We start from the raw sequence: 16,647 nt of genomic DNA on the forward strand, positions 1-16,647 counted from the left end.
CAATAAAAAGAGGTGCTACTATCTACGGGGAAATGGTAGGCGGCGCTATGACGGCAGATGCTTACCACCTGACCGCTACCCACCCCGAAGGGCTGGGCGCTAAGCTGGGTATGAAAGAAGCCCTGGAAGATGCGGAGCTGACCCTGGAAGATGTAGATTATATTAATGCACACGCCACCTCTACCCCGGTAGGCGATATCAGCGAGCTGAAAGCCATTACCGGCCTTTTTGGAGAGCAGGTGAAAAAGCTGAACGTAAGCGCTACCAAATCCATGACCGGCCACTTACTGGGCGCTGCCGGCGCTATTGAGGCCATTGCCTGTATCAAGGCTACCCAGGAGGATATTGTGCCGCCCACCATTAATACAACAGTATTGGGCGAAGGTATTCCTACGGATGTGAACCTGACCATTGGCAAGGCGCAGCAGCGTAAAGTGGATGTTGCCATGAGCAATACTTTCGGATTTGGCGGACATAATGCCATTGTAGTATTTACAAAAGTAAAAGCATAAAAATTTCGTTCCATCACTAACGTGGTGGCTCACATACTGCTTTATATTCAAAAAAAGGAACGGCTGTTTTACTAACGGCCGTTCTTTTTTTTGGCATAGAATTTCGGTATCTTTTGCATATATGTTGCCTATGCACCGCTTATCCACGCTGCTTTTTATTTGCTGCCTTTTCAGCATAACGGCGTTTGCACAAAGAACTGAAGCTAATCTGACTGAAGCTAACGTACCTGCCTATACGCTCCCCGACCCTTTACAAATGGCTGACGGTAAAACCGTTACCACCGTACAGCAATGGAACAAAGTACAGCGCCCGTATATCTATCACCTGTTTGAAACCAATGTGTATGGCCGTTTTCCACGCACACCGGTACAAATGAGCTTTAAAGTGACCAGCTTAAATCCCTATGCGCTGGACAGCATGGCCACCTGCAAACAGATCACCCTGTATTTTAACCGGGCCGATACCAATGCACAGATCCACCTGTTATTATACCTGCCCAATAAAGTACGGGGCCAGGTACCCGTATTCCTGGGCATGAACTTTTATGGCAATCAGTCAGTAGTGGATGATACCACCATTCCCATTACCCCGCATTATACCGTAAAAGGCCCCGGCATTGTTGATAACCATGCTACGGAAGCCTCCCGGGGCGCACAGGCATCACAGTGGCCTATCAAAGATATTATCAGCCGCGGGTATGGCGTAGCCACCTTTTTTTACGGAGAGGTGGAAGCCGATAAACCGGATGGCTGGCAAACCGGCTTCCGCACCCAGCTAAAAGATGTATTACATATAGAACCGCAGGAGTGGAGCGCCATGGGCGTATGGGCATGGGCGTTATGCCGTGCGCTGGATTACCTGCGGCAGGACCGCAGGGTAAATGAGGACCTGGTGCTGCTCATGGGCCACTCCCGCCTGGGTAAGGCCGCCCTGTGGGCCGGCGCCAGCGATCCGCGTTTTGCCATGGTCATCTCCAATGAATCCGGCGAAGGCGGGGCCGCCCTCTCTAAACGGGACTATGGCGAGAACATAGAGATCATTACCCGCGCCTTTCCCCACTGGTTTGTAGCCAATTATAAAACCTTTGCGAATAATACCGCCGCTTTGCCGGTAGACCAGCACATGCTGCTGGCGCTTATTGCTCCCCGGCCCCTATACGTGGCCAGCGCCGAAGGCGATCAATGGTCTGACCCACGTGGCGAATTCCTGAGCGCCCGCAATGCCGAACCGGTGTACAAGCTGTTTGGCAAAGAAGGCGTTGGCACTGAAACCTTTCCGCACACACAGCAGCCCACCGGAGAGTTTATCCGCTATCACATCCGCTCCGGCAAACATGATGTTACCTCCTACGATTGGGAGCAATACCTGCAGTTTGTGGGTAAACATATGGCCCTGCGTTAATCAGAAAAATTTGAGGGTTGGCAACCAATTATGGTGTAGTTTAGTAGTTTGAAAAAGTTCGGACAAGAACTTTTTGAGGACTTTAGCTTATGTCAAAGAAGAAGAATGCAACGGTTCCTGCTGTACCGGTAGCTGCGGATGATAATATTGCAGTGTTTGGCGCCCGGGAACACAACCTGAAGAACCTGGACCTGCAGCTGCCCAAGAACAAGCTGGTGGTGATCACCGGCATCAGTGGCAGCGGCAAATCATCACTGGCTTTTGATACCATTTATGCGGAAGGTCAGCGCCGTTATATGGAAAGCTTTTCCGCCTACGCCCGCCAGTTCATTGGCGATATGGAAAGGCCGGATGTAGATAAGATCACCGGCCTTTCGCCGGTTATTTCCATAGAACAGAAAACCACCAACAAAAATCCCCGCTCTACTGTAGGCACCATCACAGAGATCTATGATTTCCTGCGCCTGCTGTATGCCCGCATTGGTGTAGCCTATTCCTATAACACCGGCAAGCGCATGACGCGTTTTTCCGAAGAAGAGATACTGGCCCACCTGTTTAAGCACTACGCCAAAAAGAAGCTGGTGATACTGGCCCCCATGGTACGCGGCCGTAAAGGCCATTACCGGGAGCTGTTTGAGCAGGTGCGCAAGCAGGGTTACCTGAAAGTGCGGGTGGATGGTGAGATCCAGGACCTGAAAGAGCGCATGCAGGTAGACCGCTATAAGATCCACGATATTGAGTTGGTAATAGACCGCATACAGGTACAGGAAGATGCCCGCACCCGCATTAGCCAGAGCGTGCAAAAAGCCCTGCAAATGGGCAAAGGGCTGCTGTTTGTAATGGACAATGATACCGAAAAGGTAAGCCAGTACAGCAAACAGCTGATGTGTGAGGACACCGGCCTCTCTTACGAAGAGCCCTCTCCCAACAGCTTCTCCTTTAATTCCCCCTACGGCGCCTGTCCCCGCTGTAAAGGCCTGGGCACCATTTACCAGATCAATATGGACGAGGTGATCCCGGACTACAGCGTATCCATTAACGATGGCGGCCTGGCGCCCCTGGGCGAAGCGCGGGATACCTTTACCTTTAAACAGGTACAGCAGCTTTCCCGCAAATACAAATTCTCCCTTACTGCACCCATTAGTGATATTCCGCAAAAAGCAATGAACGTGCTGCTGTTCGGCGATGAGAACGGCAAGCTGGAAGTGGATATGGACTTTGGTTCCAACGGCAACGGGGAATACGCTACCGAATATGAGGGCGTAGTGAACATGGTACGCCGCTATTTCAATGATACCTCCTCTGACTACGTGCGTAACTGGGCAGAAGGTTTTATGCAGCTGAGCACCTGCCCGGAATGTAACGGCGCACGCCTGAAAAAGGAAAGCCTGCATTTTAAGGTAGATGAAAAGAATATTTCCGAGCTGGGAGAAATGGACCTGGATAAGCTGCAGGACTGGTTCCGGAATATTGAAAAGCGGCTGGACAGCAAACAGAATGTTATTGCCAAGGATATTCTCAAAGAAATAAGGGAAAGGCTGCAGTTCCTGCTGAACGTAGGTTTAAGCTACCTGACCCTGAACCGCCCCACCCGTACGCTCAGCGGCGGGGAATCGCAGCGCATCCGCCTGGCTACCCAGATAGGATCGCAGCTGATGGGCATCACCTATATCCTGGATGAGCCCAGCATAGGCCTGCACCAGCGGGATAATATGCAGCTGATAGAAGCCCTGCAGCACCTGCGGGAAATGGGCAATACAGTGATCGTGGTGGAGCACGATAAAGATATTATGCTGCATGCCGATCACCTGGTGGATGTAGGCCCCGGCGCCGGCATTCACGGTGGGCAGATCATTGCCCAGGGCACGCCCCAGCAGGTAGTAAAGCTGAATACACCTACGGCTGGTTACCTGAATGGTAAACACGGCATTACCATCCCGGAGGAAAGAAGAAAAGGCAACGGCAAGTTCCTGGAGCTGAAAGGCGCTACCGGCAATAACCTGAAGAATGTAAGCGTAAAGCTGCCCCTGGGCACTTTCATTTGCGTAACAGGCGTTTCCGGCAGCGGTAAATCCACCCTCATTAATGAAACGCTGTACCCCATCCTCTCCAAACATGCATATGATTCCAAGCTGGTGCCACTGGCTTATAAAAGCATAAAGGGGCTGGAAAATATTGATAAGGTGATTGAGATAGATCAATCGCCCATAGGCCGCACCCCGCGCAGCAACCCGGCTACCTACTGCGGTTTCTTCACCGATATCCGCCAGCTGTTCTCACAGGTGCCGGAAGCCAAGATCAGGGGATATAATGCGGGCCGTTTTTCCTTTAATGTTAAAAGCGGACGTTGTGATGTGTGTGAAGGCGGCGGCATGCGCGTAATAGAAATGAACTTTTTGCCGGATGTATATGTGCATTGTGAAAAATGCAACGGACGCCGCTACAACCGCGAAACGCTGGAAATACGTTATAAGGGCAAGTCCATTTCCGATGTGCTGGATATGACGGTGGATGAAGCCGTGGAATTTTTCCAGCCCGTGAATTACATTTACCGCAAGGTTAAAACCCTGCAGGATGTGGGACTGGGGTATATTACCCTGGGCCAGTCGGCCGTAACCCTTTCCGGTGGCGAGGCCCAGCGTGTAAAGCTGGCCACGGAGCTATCCAAGAAAGATACCGGTAAAACCATTTACATCCTGGACGAACCTACTACCGGCCTGCACTTCCAGGATATACAATTGCTCCTGAACGTGCTGAATAAGCTGGTAGACCGGGGCAATACCATCCTGGTAATTGAGCATAACCTGGATGTGATCAAAATGGCAGACCACATTATTGACCTGGGTCCCGAAGGCGGCGGTGGTGGCGGCACCATTCTTTGCACCGGCACCCCGGAAGAGGTGAGCACCTGCAAGGATAGCCACACCGCGAAGTTCCTGAAGAAAGAGCTGTATAATTAATTAATAATGAAGAATGAATAATTAATAATAAGGGGTACGGATATTACACGTAATATCGTACTCTTAATTATGGATTATTCATTCTTCATAAACACACAACATTTCCCCCTTGATTATTAATTATTCATTATTAATCATTAATTACTAACGGCATATTTGTGAAGTATTTTATATTATTATTCCTGTTAGCAGCGGTGGCGGTGGCCTGTGATGATGAGACCAAGTTCTGTGACCAGGCGCTGAACACGGATCTGCACATGCGCTTTATACGCGACAGCGCCGGTTTTACACGGGATACTACCATGGCCCAGGTAACACTGTATGCGCTGAAAATGGATAGCATTTACCGCAAACAGGCCGTGTCGGATGTATTCCTGTCCCTGTCGCCGGTAGCGGACAGCAGCCGTTTTTACCTGAAGGTAGATTCTGCCTCTACACCGGATACCATCACCTTCCGGTACAAGAGAGCGCCGCATTTTGTTTCTCCGGGTTGCGGCTTTGCTACTTTTTTTAACCTGGATACGGTGATCAGCACCCGTAATACCATCCAGTCATTATTGATCAATCAAAGAGCTATAACTTCCACCACGAATGATACGGCGCATATTACTTTATATTTTGGTATTTAGCAGCAGCTGCATGGCAGCGCAGGCTCAGGTGAAAAAACCTGCGCTTACGCCGATAGACAGCAGCGTACGGGCTGCAGATACTACTGCGCGTAAAAACGTTGCGGAGAAGAAAAAGCCGGCGCCGGCCTTACCCGATAGTATATACGAAGTACCCGGCGGCATAAGGGTGGGCATTGACATCAGCCGTTTTATACTTAAAGCATTTCAGCCTTACAGAACAGATGTTTCCTTTGCGGGTGATATGCGTGTTAAAAAAGACCTGTACCTGGCTGCAGAACTGGGCTTTCATACCACCTCGCACAGTGACAGCAACTACACCTATAAAGGCAATGGTATTTTTACAACCGTAGGGGTGGATTGGAATTTCCTGCAAAAGATCAGCAATAAGGAACGGTATATGATCTATGGTGGCATCCGTTATGGATTTGCCCACCTGAATTATGAGGCGCCCAGCTATACTATTTATGACTCTTACTGGGGCGATAAGCTACCCGGCAGCTTCCCGAAGACCAGTGTGAACGCGCATTGGGTAGAGCTGATCCTGGGGCTGAAAGCAGAGGTATTAAAGAACTTCTTTTTAGGATGGAGCATCCGGGAAAAGATCAAGGTGAGCGGCCCCAGTAAAGATCTGGCATTTCCCCCTATTGTGATACCCGGTTTTGGCAGCGGCACCAAAGGGTCGCAGTTCGACTGGCAATACACCGTATCTTATTGTATACCCTTGGGGAATATTAAAGTACATGTACCCAGGAAGGCGGAACCGCCAAAACGGCGGTAACGCGCCGGTTTAATTACGAATTAGTCAATTACGAATTGTGTAGTTCACTTACAGTGGTAATTCGTTAAATGACAGGTTTTAATTTATAATTTTGAATACTATCTTTCAATTAACATTAATAACCGGAAAGGAAATCGCTGCATTCTAATTCGTAATTGACTAATTCGTAATTCTCACTCTCTGATCATTTCCACATGCGGTATCCCATCTTCCAGGTACATATCACTGCTCTGGCGGAAGCCTAAAGAAGAATAGAACTTCAGTAAATACTGCTGCGCGCCTATCTTAATAGGTTGTTTGCCAAAACGCGCTTCCAGTAAAGCAATAGACTTTTCCATCAGCTCTCTTCCTGCACCAGTGCCCCTTACTTCCTTTGCGGTGATCACCCTCCCGATAGAAGCCATTTCATATTTAATGCCGGGGCCAAACAGGCGGGTATAGGCTACCAGTTTATGATCGTTATTATAGCCCATTACATGCACCGCCTGCTGGTCGGAATAATCCATATCCTGGTAAGGGCAATTTTGCTCTACTACAAAAACTTCGCTGCGCAGGTGCAGCAGCGCATATAATTCTGCTGTGGTTAATGATTCAAATGTTTTCTCTACCCAGATCATAATGATATTAGTTCTTAATAAGTGGTTTGTTGCCGGCACTGCCTCATTTCCTTTGCAGCACATGCCTCCACGCTCACCGCCATGGACTATGGACCATCGACCATGGACTTTTTTCCAAAACTAGCCCAAACCTTTCATAAATTTACGCCCTTTATAAGTGTGTAACCGTCAACAAATTGATCATGAGTGAAAAAGGCAGGGCTTTCCTTACGCTGGAACATATTACCGTACGCTACCTGGATAAAACATTATTCACCCACCTGAACTGGGAAGTGCTGGAAGGCCAGCAGTGGGCTATTACAGGCAACAGCGGCTCCGGCAAAACAGCGTTGTTAAATACGATTGCAGGCCGCTTTAACGTGATCGACGGCGGTATCCATTACCACTTTTATGACCGGTACCGGCAGCAGCACACCATCACGGATCCGTATTTCACTTACCGCAATCTGCTGGCACAGGTAGCCCATCACCATAATTTCCGCAACCGCAGCAATACATCCGATTTTTATTATCAGCAACGCTTTAACAGCATGGATGCGGGCGATGCCCCTACCGTGCGCCAATACCTCTATGGGGAGGCCGCTACCCCGCAGGAGGAGCCCCTGCTGGCCCCCCTGCGCATTAATACCCTGCTGGATAAGGAGCTGATCAAGCTCTCCAACGGGGAAACCCGCCGCGTAATGATTGCCAAAGGCCTGCTGCAAAAACCCGTGCTGCTGATGCTGGATAACCCTTTCACAGGCCTGGATGTGCAAACCCGCCGGCATTTTATGGACATGGTGAACCAGATCATTGCCAGCGGTATTAATGTGCTGCTGGTTACCAATCCAACAGAAATACCGGATAATATTACCCATGTGCTTACGCTGGATAACGGTGCTATAACAGGCAGGTATACACGCCGGGAGTTTCAGCAGCTGCCCATTGCCACTGCCGCAGCGGCAAATGATGGACCGGTTATTAACGAAGAAAAGCTGCAGGCGCTGGTACAACCGGCCCCCCGCGCATTTAATACCATTGTGCATATGGAAAATGTGCACGTGCAGTATGGAGAGAATACCATACTGGATAACATTAACTGGACCGTAAAACCCAATGAGAAATGGGCCTTGCTGGGCCCTAACGGCGCAGGTAAATCTACCTTACTGAGCCTCATTAATGCAGATAATCCGCAGGCCTATGCAAATGAGCTGTACCTGTTTGACCGTAAGCGCGGCAGCGGGGAAAGCATCTGGGATATAAAACGTAAGATCGGGTTTGTATCCCCGGAGCTGCACCAGTATTTTCCTGCTGGTAACAATTGTTTACAGGTAGTGTGTTCCGGCTTTTTTGATATTATTGGCCCCACGCGTAAACCATCCCCGGAGCAAACCACCCATGCACAGGGCTGGATGGAAATACTGGGCATTGACCAATACAGTACACAATCTTTTAAACAGGTGCCGGAAAGCATACAAAGACTGGCGCTGCTGGCCCGCGCACTGGTAAAAGACCCGCCCCTGCTTATTTTTGATGAGCCCTGCCAGGGGCTGGACAGCCGGCAAAAACAGCATTTTAAACAGGTAATAGATACCCTGTGCGCGGTAATGGAGCTTACCCTGATCTTTGTAACGCATTACCCGGAAGAAATACCGGCTTCTGTAACTAAGGTATTACAGCTGGAAAAGGGAAAGGTAGTGGCCTCCTGAGCTTTTTCGTATATACCATGCTGTTATAACAATAATACTTTTCTGGTATTTTTTTGAGAAATGTAAACATTTTATGAAACCGTGGGGTAGTAAATTAACGTATGTAAAAGAAGCCACGTGAGTTTGTAATTACATTGTTAACCAAAAAAATATCCGCCATGAGCCCACAATCCAATCTGTCATTTAATCCATTACAGCACATTCACCAGCTGCTCACCGAGTTACCCCTGGCCGTTAAAACCCGTATTTGTACCGAGTGTAACTGGAGCCTGCCTACTTATTACCGCAAAGTAAAAGGCGCGCATATCAGCAATGCCGAAAAAGAAAAGATCACCTTTATCCTCTTTGATCAGCTGCAACAAACCTGGCAGCGCTGCAAAAATGGTCATAATCCACCGCCTGCACCGGCTGCAGCCCTGGCATAAAAAGCCGATCTGATTATACATTTTACATTATCTTTATGCGTACCTAAACCCAGTAGAGAGAATGTATCCCAAATTCAAGTACGCGGCTGTTACCGCTCTTACCACCTTCCTGGTGGCGTTGTTATTGTTACCAGCATGCAAGCAAGCCAAAAAAGTCATGAACCCTGCATTGGCCCGGTATATTGAGGCCTACACTGCAGGTGTAATTTCCAAGCAAAGCACTATTCGTGTACAATTGGCCGGCAATGTAAACGTAACGCATACACAAAACGAGCCCCTGGAAGGTGGTATTTTCAAATTCAGCCCTGATATTGAAGGGAAAGCCTATTGGGTAGATGCCACTACCGTTGAATTCAGGCCGGATGAAAACCTGCAGCCAGGTAAAACATATAACGCCACTTTCCGCCTGTCAAAAGTGCTGAAGGTGCCGGATGACCTGTCATCATTCGACTTTGAGTTCCGAGTTATTAAACCATCCTTTTCACTGGAAGATAATGGCCTGAAAGCATCCGATAATTCAACGCTGGATAAAATGACCTTTTCCGGCGTGGTACATACTGCCGATGTGGAAGATCCGCAGCAGATAGAAAAGCTGGTGAGCAACCATTATAACGGGCAAACATTGCCCATTACCTGGCAGCATAACCCGGCAGAAAAAACATCGCGCTTTACCATTGCCAACATCAGCAGGGGCAATACAGAACGCCCGCTGGAGCTGACCTGGAACGGCAAACCATTATCAGTAGATATAGATGGCAAAAAAAGTATTGCCGTACCAGCCGCAGGTGTGTTCAAAGTGCTGGATATACGCGCCGTGTCTGAACCGGAGCAGCACCTGCTGGTGCAGTTCTCTGATCCCATCAGCGTAGCGCAGAACCTGGATGGTTTGATCGGGATCAGCGGGCAGGCCGACCTCCGTTATTCTATAGAGGGCAGTGAAGTAAAGGTATTTGCACCTGCGCGCCTGGAAGGTAATTATACCATTGCCGTGAATGAAGGCATCCTGAACATAACGGATAAACGCCTGGGCACTACCATGACCGGCAATGTGAACTTTGAGAACACATTACCGGCTGTAAGCATACCCGGTAACGGAGTTATATTACCCCAGAGCAGCAAGCTGGCCCTGCCTTTTGAAGCCGTGAACCTGAATGCCGTAGATGTAACCATCATTAAAATTTATGAACAGAACATACCGCAGTACCTGCAAACCAATAGCCTGAACGGCGACCAGGAGCTGCGCCGTGTAGGCAAGCCCGTGGTGGAAAAAACCATCCGCCTGGATATGGATAAATCCCTGAACCTGCACAAACGCAACCGCTTTTTCCTTGACCTGGAAAAGCTGCTGCGCACAGAGCCGGGGGCCATTTACCGCGTAACACTGGGCTTCCGCAAAGCCTATGCGCTGCAAACCTGCAAAAGCGAAGAAAGCGGCGACCATGCCAGCAGTGAGGAAGAAGAGGAAGAAGAACAACGTTATTACGGCGATGCCATAGACGAAGATGATTCCTTCTGGCAGCGCTATGATAGCTATTACCCCTATGGGTATAACTGGGAAGAAAGAGGATCTCCCTGCTCCAACTCTTACTATGCCAAAGACAAATGGGTATCGCGCAACATCATTGCGTCCAACATTGGCTTAACGGCCAAACGGGGTAATGATAACAGCATGGTTGTAGCGGTAACGGATATACGCGACACCAAATCACTGATGGGCGTAGAGCTGGAGCTGCTGGATTACCAGCAGCAGGTGATCTATAAAACCAAAAGCGACGGCGATGGTATGGCCTTCTTTGACCTGAAACGCAAGCCCTGGCTGCTGATCGCCAAGAAAGGTGATGAACGCGGTTATCTGAAGCTGGATGATGGCAGCTCGCTGCCCCTGAGCCGTTTTGATGTGAAGGGAGAAGAAGTGCAGAACGGTATTAAAGGTTTCCTGTATGGCGAGCGTGGCGTATGGCGCCCCGGCGATTCCCTGTTCCTTACATTCATCCTGGAGGATAAGGAGAAAAAGCTGCCGGAAGATCACCCGGTTACCTTGGAATTATACAATCCTAAAGGGCAGCTGTATAAACGCTTAACACAGCACCAGTCACTGAACGGCTTCTATAATTTCACTACCGCCACCGCTGCGGAAGACCCTACCGGCAGCTGGAGCGCTAAAGTAAAAGTAGGCGGCGCCGTATTCCAGAAGAACCTGCGCATAGAAACCGTAAAGCCGAACCGCTTAAAAATAAAGCTGGATTTTGGCAAAGCAGCCCTGTCCAAAAAATCCGCTACGTCTGGTACCCTTTCTGCCGCCTGGCTGTTTGGCGCCACCGCCCAGCATTTATCGGCTAAGGTAGATGTGTCGCTGAGCTCACAAACCACCCGCTTCCCCAAGTTTGCGGATTATGCGTTCGATGACCCGGTTACCCATTTTGAAACAGAAGATAAAACCCTGTTTGAAGGCGTCCTGGGCGAAAACGGATCCGCCAATGTAAGTGCAGACCTGCCGTTGGGTAAGCTGGCGCCCGGCCAGCTGAAAGCCAATTTTGAAGTGAAGGTGTTTGAGCCGGGAGGTGATTTTAGTATTGATCACTTCTCCATGCCCTACAATCCCTTTGCTTCTTATGCGGGCCTGCGCATGCCGCAGGGCGACCGCTTAACAGGCATGCTGCTTACCGATAAACCGCACGCGGTAAGCCTGGTGAACGTAGACGAGCAGGGCAACCTGCTGCCCGGCGACCATGAGGTACAGGTAGAGCTGTACAAGATCCGCTGGCGCTGGTGGTGGGATGAAAGTGAGAATGAAGACCTCAGCAACTTTACACAGGACAGCTATAACCAGCTGCTGAAAAAAGAGACCGTTACCCTGCACAATGGTAAAGGCGACTGGAACCTGCAGATCAGCTACCCGGACTGGGGCCGTTACCTGGTAAGGGTAAAAGACCTGCAAAGCGGCCATACCAGCGGCCAAACAGTGTATATTGACTGGCCGGGATGGGCGGAGCGTATGCAAAAGGAAAACCCTGCAGAAGCAGCCATGCTGGTATTTACATCCGATAAAACACAGTACAACGTAGGCGACAATATCACCCTCACGATCCCCAGCAGCGAAGGCGGGCGTGGCCTGGTAAGCATTGAATCCGGCAGCCGGGTATTGAAAACAGAATGGGTAAGCACACAAAAAGGGCAAACCACTTTTAGCTTTAAGGCAGAAAAGAATATGGCCCCTAATATATACGTGAACGTTAGCCTGCTGCAGCCGCATGCACAAACGGTGAACGATCTGCCCATCCGTATGTACGGCACCATTCCCATTGCAGTATCAGACCAGAACACGATACTATCGCCACAGATAAAGCTGCCGGCTACACTACGGCCGGAGCAGGAAGCCAGCATTACCGTATCAGAGGCCAAAGGCAAAGCGATGACCTACACCATTGCCCTGGTAGATGAAGGCCTGCTGGACCTGACCCGTTTTAAAACACCGGACCCGCACAGCGCTTTCTATGCACGGGAAGCATTAGGCGTAAAAACCTGGGACCTGTTTGATTATGTGATCGGCGCCTGGGGTGCTGATATGGACCGTATTTTAAGCATAGGCGGTGATGAAGGAATAGACCGTGGCGCCAGCAACGCCAAAGCCAACCGCTTTAAACCGGTGGTTAAATTCATGGGGCCATTTTACCTGAAAAAAGGCCAGTCGCAAACACATAACTTTAAGCTGCCTCCTTACATTGGCTCCGTAAAAGCCATGGTAGTAGCCGGGCAGGATGGTGCATACGGCATGGCGGAGAAAACAGCTGCGGTGAAAAAGCCGCTTATGCTGTTAACCTCCTTACCGCGTGTGCTGGGCCCAACAGAAACCATTCAGCTGCCTGTTACCGTATTCGGGCTGGAAAACAATATCCGCAATGCCACCGTTACCCTTAGCACCAACAACCTGCTGGAAGTGGTGGGAGAAAATACCAAAACCGTAACCTTCTCCCAGCCGGGCGAACAAATGGTGTATTTCGATGTGCGTGTGAAATCACAGGTAGGCGTAGCCAAAGTGAAAGTAACTGCCAGCAGTGGCAGTGAGCGCGCCGAAGAAGCTACCGAGCTGCAGGTGCGCAACCCCAACCCGGTGATCACCAGCACCCTGGAAAACACACTGGAAGCGCACGGCGTATGGAATACTGCGTTTAGTCCTGTGGGTATGGCCGGCACTAACAGCGGCACGCTGGAAGTATCCACCATTCCGCCACTGAACCTGGCCAAACGCCTCAACTACTTGATCCAGTACCCGCATGGCTGTATTGAGCAAACTACCTCCAGCGTATTCCCACAGCTGATGCTGAACCAGCTTACTGACCTGAAATCCAGCCAGCAGGCGGAAATAGACCATAACATTAAAGCAGGCATTAACCGCCTCAAAGGTTTCCAGGCATCTGATGGTGGCTTTAGCTACTGGCCGGGTGAAGGTACTTCTGACGAATGGGGCACTAACTATGCAGGCCATTTCCTGCTGGAAGCACAGGCCAAAGGCTATGCATTGCCTCCCGGCCTGCTGGACCAGTGGAAAAAATACCAGCGTAACAAAGCAGCCACCTGGGCGCCCAGCACCTATAACTTCTATGGCGGCGATTTAATACAATCATACCGCCTGTACCTGCTGGCGCTGGCCAAGGTACCGGAACTGGGCGCCATGAACCGCCTGAAGGAGTTCAAATATTTATCCGTACCCGCCAAATGGCGGCTGGCAGCCACTTACCGCCTGAGCGGGCAACCGGAAGTAGCCAATGCCTTAATTAAGAACTTACCTACAGAGGTAAAACCGTACAACCAGCTGGGCGGTACCTTTGGATCTGACCTGCGCGATAAAGCTATGATACTGGAAACCCTCACGGCCATGGGCCAGCGCGCACGCGCCGGTGAGCTGGTAAAACAAATAGCCGCCCTGTTATCACAGGAAAGCTGGTACAGCACCCAAACCACTGCGTATACGTTAATAGCCATTGCCAAATATTGCGGCAGCAATACCGGCGGTAGTAAAATGAGCTTTACTTACCAGCTGAACAACGCTAAAGGCAGCGTAAACGGCAACTCTTATATTACACAGATACCCGTAACCTTTACCGGTGCAGCAGGTAATGTAAGCCTGCAGAACAACGGGCAGAATGTGCTGTATGCACGCCTTATTCTGCAGGGGCAACCAGAAGCCGGACAGGAGCCGGTAGCCGCACATAATCCGGATGTGCTGGATATGCAGGTGAAGTACAGCACCCGCAGCGGTAAACCCATCGATCCGGCTACCTTATCACAGGGCACAGACTTTATGGCCACCGTTACCATCCGTAACCCAGGTAAACGCGGGTATTACGAGCAAATGGCGCTCAGCCAGATCTTCCCCTCCGGCTGGGAAATACTGAACACCCGCCTGCTGGAAAGCGACAGCGCATTTTCACAATCGCCGTTTACGTATATGGATATACGTGACGACCGGGTGTACACTTACTTTAACATTGAGGAAAACAAAACGCATACGTATAATGTGCTGCTGAATGCCACCTATTTAGGCCGTTACTATTTACCGGCCACCTCCTGCGAAGCCATGTATGATAATACTATTCATGATTTTGCACCGGGTAAATGGGTAGAGATCGTGAAGTAGCATTACGAATTATCAATTACGAATTACGAATGGGGCAGTTCAAGTGGGCAGCTTTCATTCGTAATTCGTAATTAACATTCGGCTCTTTCGGACATATAACACATTCAGGGGTACCGGGCCAAATCTGCCGGTTAAACCCGTAGTAATACCGGCAAACTGCACACACAAATCGCTTCAATCACATTCGTAATTCGTAATTAAACTTAGGCTATGCGGCAATGGATGGTACGTAAGAAATGGTGGTTGCTGAGTGCTGCAGTACTGCTTATCGCTTATTATTTTCTGTTACCCGCTAAACTCTTCACCACTCCCACTTCTTATGTGATCGAAGATGCCAACGGCGAGCTGTTAAGCGCTACCATAGCGGCAGATGGGCAATGGCGTTTCCCTGTTGCCAATACCGTTCCGGATAAATTTGCCCAATGTATTACTACGTACGAGGATAAACGTTTTTATTACCATTGGGGAGTAGACCCGCTGGCGCTGGGCAGGGCCATTAAACAAAACCTGGGCCGCCACAAAGTAGTAAGCGGCGGCAGCACCATTACCATGCAGGTAATACGGCTGGCGCGTAATAAACCGCGCAACCTCTGGCAAAAGCTGGTAGAAGCCGTACTGGCTACCCGCCTGGAGTTTTCCTTTTCCAAGAAAAAGATCTTAGCCCTTTATGCCGGTAATGCCCCTTTTGGCGGCAACGTAGTAGGGCTGGAAGCGGCTGCATGGCGTTACTACGGGCGCAGCGCACAGCAGCTTTCCTGGGGTGAGATGGCCGCATTGGCCGTACTGCCCAATAGTCCGGCCCTGGTGCACCCCGGCCGCAACCGGCAAACGCTGATGGCTAAACGTAACCAGCTGCTGGATAAATTATACCGGCAGCATCGTATTGACAGCCTTAGCTGCCGCCTGGCCAAGCTGGAGCCCCTGCCGGAACAGCCCTTGCCTTTACCGCAATGGGCGCCGCATTTGCTGGATCATTTCCGGCAGGACATGGTTCAGCAAAAACAGCAGGGCACCACCCGCATCCGCACCACCGTGGAAGCCGGCCTGCAACGCAATGTAACCGGCATTATAGAACGTTATCAGCGCCAGTACAAAGCCAATGGTATCAACAATGCTGCAGCCATTGTGCTGGATGTGGAAACCGGCAATACGCTGGCTTATGTTGGCAATATCTATAATCCCGCTGATCCGGAGCTGGAAAGCCATGTGGATGTGATACAGGCCCCCCGCAGCCCCGGCAGCACATTAAAACCGGTGTTATATGCCGCCATGCTGAATGATGGTTTGCTGCTGCCGCATACTTTAGTACCCGACATTCCAACGCAAATTGCCGGCTACACCCCGCAGAACTTTGACCTGGGTTATGATGGCGCAGTACCGGCGTCCCGCGCGCTTTCCCGCTCTCTGAACATACCGGCTGTACGTATGTTGCAGCAATACCGTTATGAGCGCTTTCATGCGCTGCTGAAAAAAATGGGTATTACCACGCTCAACCGCCCCGCAGATCATTACGGCCTGTCAATGATCTTAGGCGGCGGCGAAACCACTTTGTGGGAAATGAGCGGCATGTACGCCAGCATGGCCCGTACCCTGCTGCACCTGGACCAATACAAGGGTAAATATGACCCGGACGATATACATGCCCCCAATTATGTAAAGGGTGTACAGCGCCCTTCTGAACATGCGCTTAGCAATGCCGCTGTGTTAGATGCAGGCGCTATCTGGTACGCCTTTCAGGCCATGGAAGAAGTAATGCGGCCGGGTGAGGAATTATTATGGCAGCAATTCTCCTCCTCCCAGCGGGTAGCCTGGAAAACCGGTACCAGCTTTGGTTTCCGGGATGGATGGGCCCTGGGCGTAACCCCGCAATATGTGGTAGGCGTATGGGTAGGTAATGCCGATGGGGAAGGCCGCCCGGGTTTAATAGGCGTGGCTACCGCAGCACCGGTAATGTTCGATATCTTCCGCCTGCTGCATACCAGTGGCTGGTTTGCTACA

General features: G+C 50.4%; 10 protein-coding genes. 9 read left to right on the forward strand and 1 reads right to left on the reverse strand.

The genetic code is table 11. The features are described 5' to 3' along the window. The 5 genes from VIM87_RS18515 to VIM87_RS18535 all read left to right on the forward strand — a co-directional run. On the forward strand, window positions 1–512 hold a 512-nt coding region (locus tag VIM87_RS18515), incomplete at its 5' end, for a beta-ketoacyl-[acyl-carrier-protein] synthase family protein (protein WP_414649655.1). A 130-nt stretch (window positions 513–642) separates the two neighbouring features. Then, on the forward strand, window positions 643–1,914 hold the full coding sequence (locus VIM87_RS18520) for a hypothetical protein (protein ID WP_331998431.1): 1,272 nt from the start codon (window positions 643–645) through the stop codon (window positions 1,912–1,914). Between the two features lie 89 nt (window positions 1,915–2,003). Continuing rightward, window positions 2,004–4,874, forward strand: a complete 2,871-nt coding sequence (gene uvrA, locus VIM87_RS18525; protein ID WP_331998432.1) for an excinuclease ABC subunit UvrA — start codon at window positions 2,004–2,006, stop codon at window positions 4,872–4,874. A gap of 158 nt (window positions 4,875–5,032) precedes the next feature. After that, a complete protein-coding gene (locus VIM87_RS18530) occupies window positions 5,033–5,503 on the forward strand; it encodes a DUF6452 family protein (protein WP_331998433.1) in 471 nt (156 codons plus the stop codon). A 10-nt stretch (window positions 5,504–5,513) separates the two neighbouring features. Then, entirely contained in the window at window positions 5,514–6,281 is a 768-nt protein-coding gene (locus VIM87_RS18535; protein ID WP_331998434.1) for a DUF6048 family protein, read from the forward strand. A 173-nt stretch (window positions 6,282–6,454) separates the two neighbouring features. On the opposite strand, the gene VIM87_RS18540 is transcribed toward VIM87_RS18535, so the two are convergent. Continuing rightward, entirely contained in the window at window positions 6,455–6,898 is a 444-nt protein-coding gene (locus VIM87_RS18540) for a GNAT family N-acetyltransferase (RefSeq protein WP_331998435.1), read from the reverse strand. Between the two features lie 182 nt (window positions 6,899–7,080). On the opposite strand from VIM87_RS18540, the gene VIM87_RS18545 reads away from it, so the two are divergent. The 4 genes from VIM87_RS18545 to pbpC all read left to right on the forward strand — a co-directional run. Next, a complete protein-coding gene (locus tag VIM87_RS18545) occupies window positions 7,081–8,586 on the forward strand; it encodes an ATP-binding cassette domain-containing protein (protein ID WP_331998436.1) in 1,506 nt (501 codons plus the stop codon). Between the two features lie 158 nt (window positions 8,587–8,744). Beyond that, window positions 8,745–9,011, forward strand: a complete 267-nt coding sequence (locus VIM87_RS18550) for a hypothetical protein (protein WP_331998437.1) — start codon at window positions 8,745–8,747, stop codon at window positions 9,009–9,011. 61 nt (window positions 9,012–9,072) lie between these two features. Then, entirely contained in the window at window positions 9,073–14,649 is a 5,577-nt protein-coding gene (locus VIM87_RS18555) for an alpha-2-macroglobulin family protein (protein WP_331998438.1), read from the forward strand. 210 nt (window positions 14,650–14,859) lie between these two features. Next, the coding region (gene pbpC, locus VIM87_RS18560; RefSeq protein WP_331998439.1) for a penicillin-binding protein 1C at window positions 14,860–16,647 on the forward strand (1,788 nt) is incomplete at its 3' end.

The sequence above is a fragment of the Chitinophaga sp. genome (assembly GCF_036569125.1).
Classification (GTDB): domain Bacteria; phylum Bacteroidota; class Bacteroidia; order Chitinophagales; family Chitinophagaceae; genus Chitinophaga.

Coding starts and splice junctions, on each gene's coding strand:
- VIM87_RS18555 (WP_331998438.1), top strand. CDS start 9,073: ATGTATCCCAAATTCAAGTACGCGGCTGTTACCGCTCTTACCACCTTC.
- uvrA (WP_331998432.1), top strand. CDS start 2,004: ATGTCAAAGAAGAAGAATGCAACGGTTCCTGCTGTACCGGTAGCTGCG.
- VIM87_RS18540 (WP_331998435.1), bottom strand. CDS start 6,898: ATGATCTGGGTAGAGAAAACATTTGAATCATTAACCACAGCAGAATTA.
- VIM87_RS18550 (WP_331998437.1), top strand. CDS start 8,745: ATGAGCCCACAATCCAATCTGTCATTTAATCCATTACAGCACATTCAC.
- VIM87_RS18520 (WP_331998431.1), top strand. CDS start 643: ATGCACCGCTTATCCACGCTGCTTTTTATTTGCTGCCTTTTCAGCATA.
- VIM87_RS18545 (WP_331998436.1), top strand. CDS start 7,081: ATGAGTGAAAAAGGCAGGGCTTTCCTTACGCTGGAACATATTACCGTA.
- VIM87_RS18535 (WP_331998434.1), top strand. CDS start 5,514: ATGGCAGCGCAGGCTCAGGTGAAAAAACCTGCGCTTACGCCGATAGAC.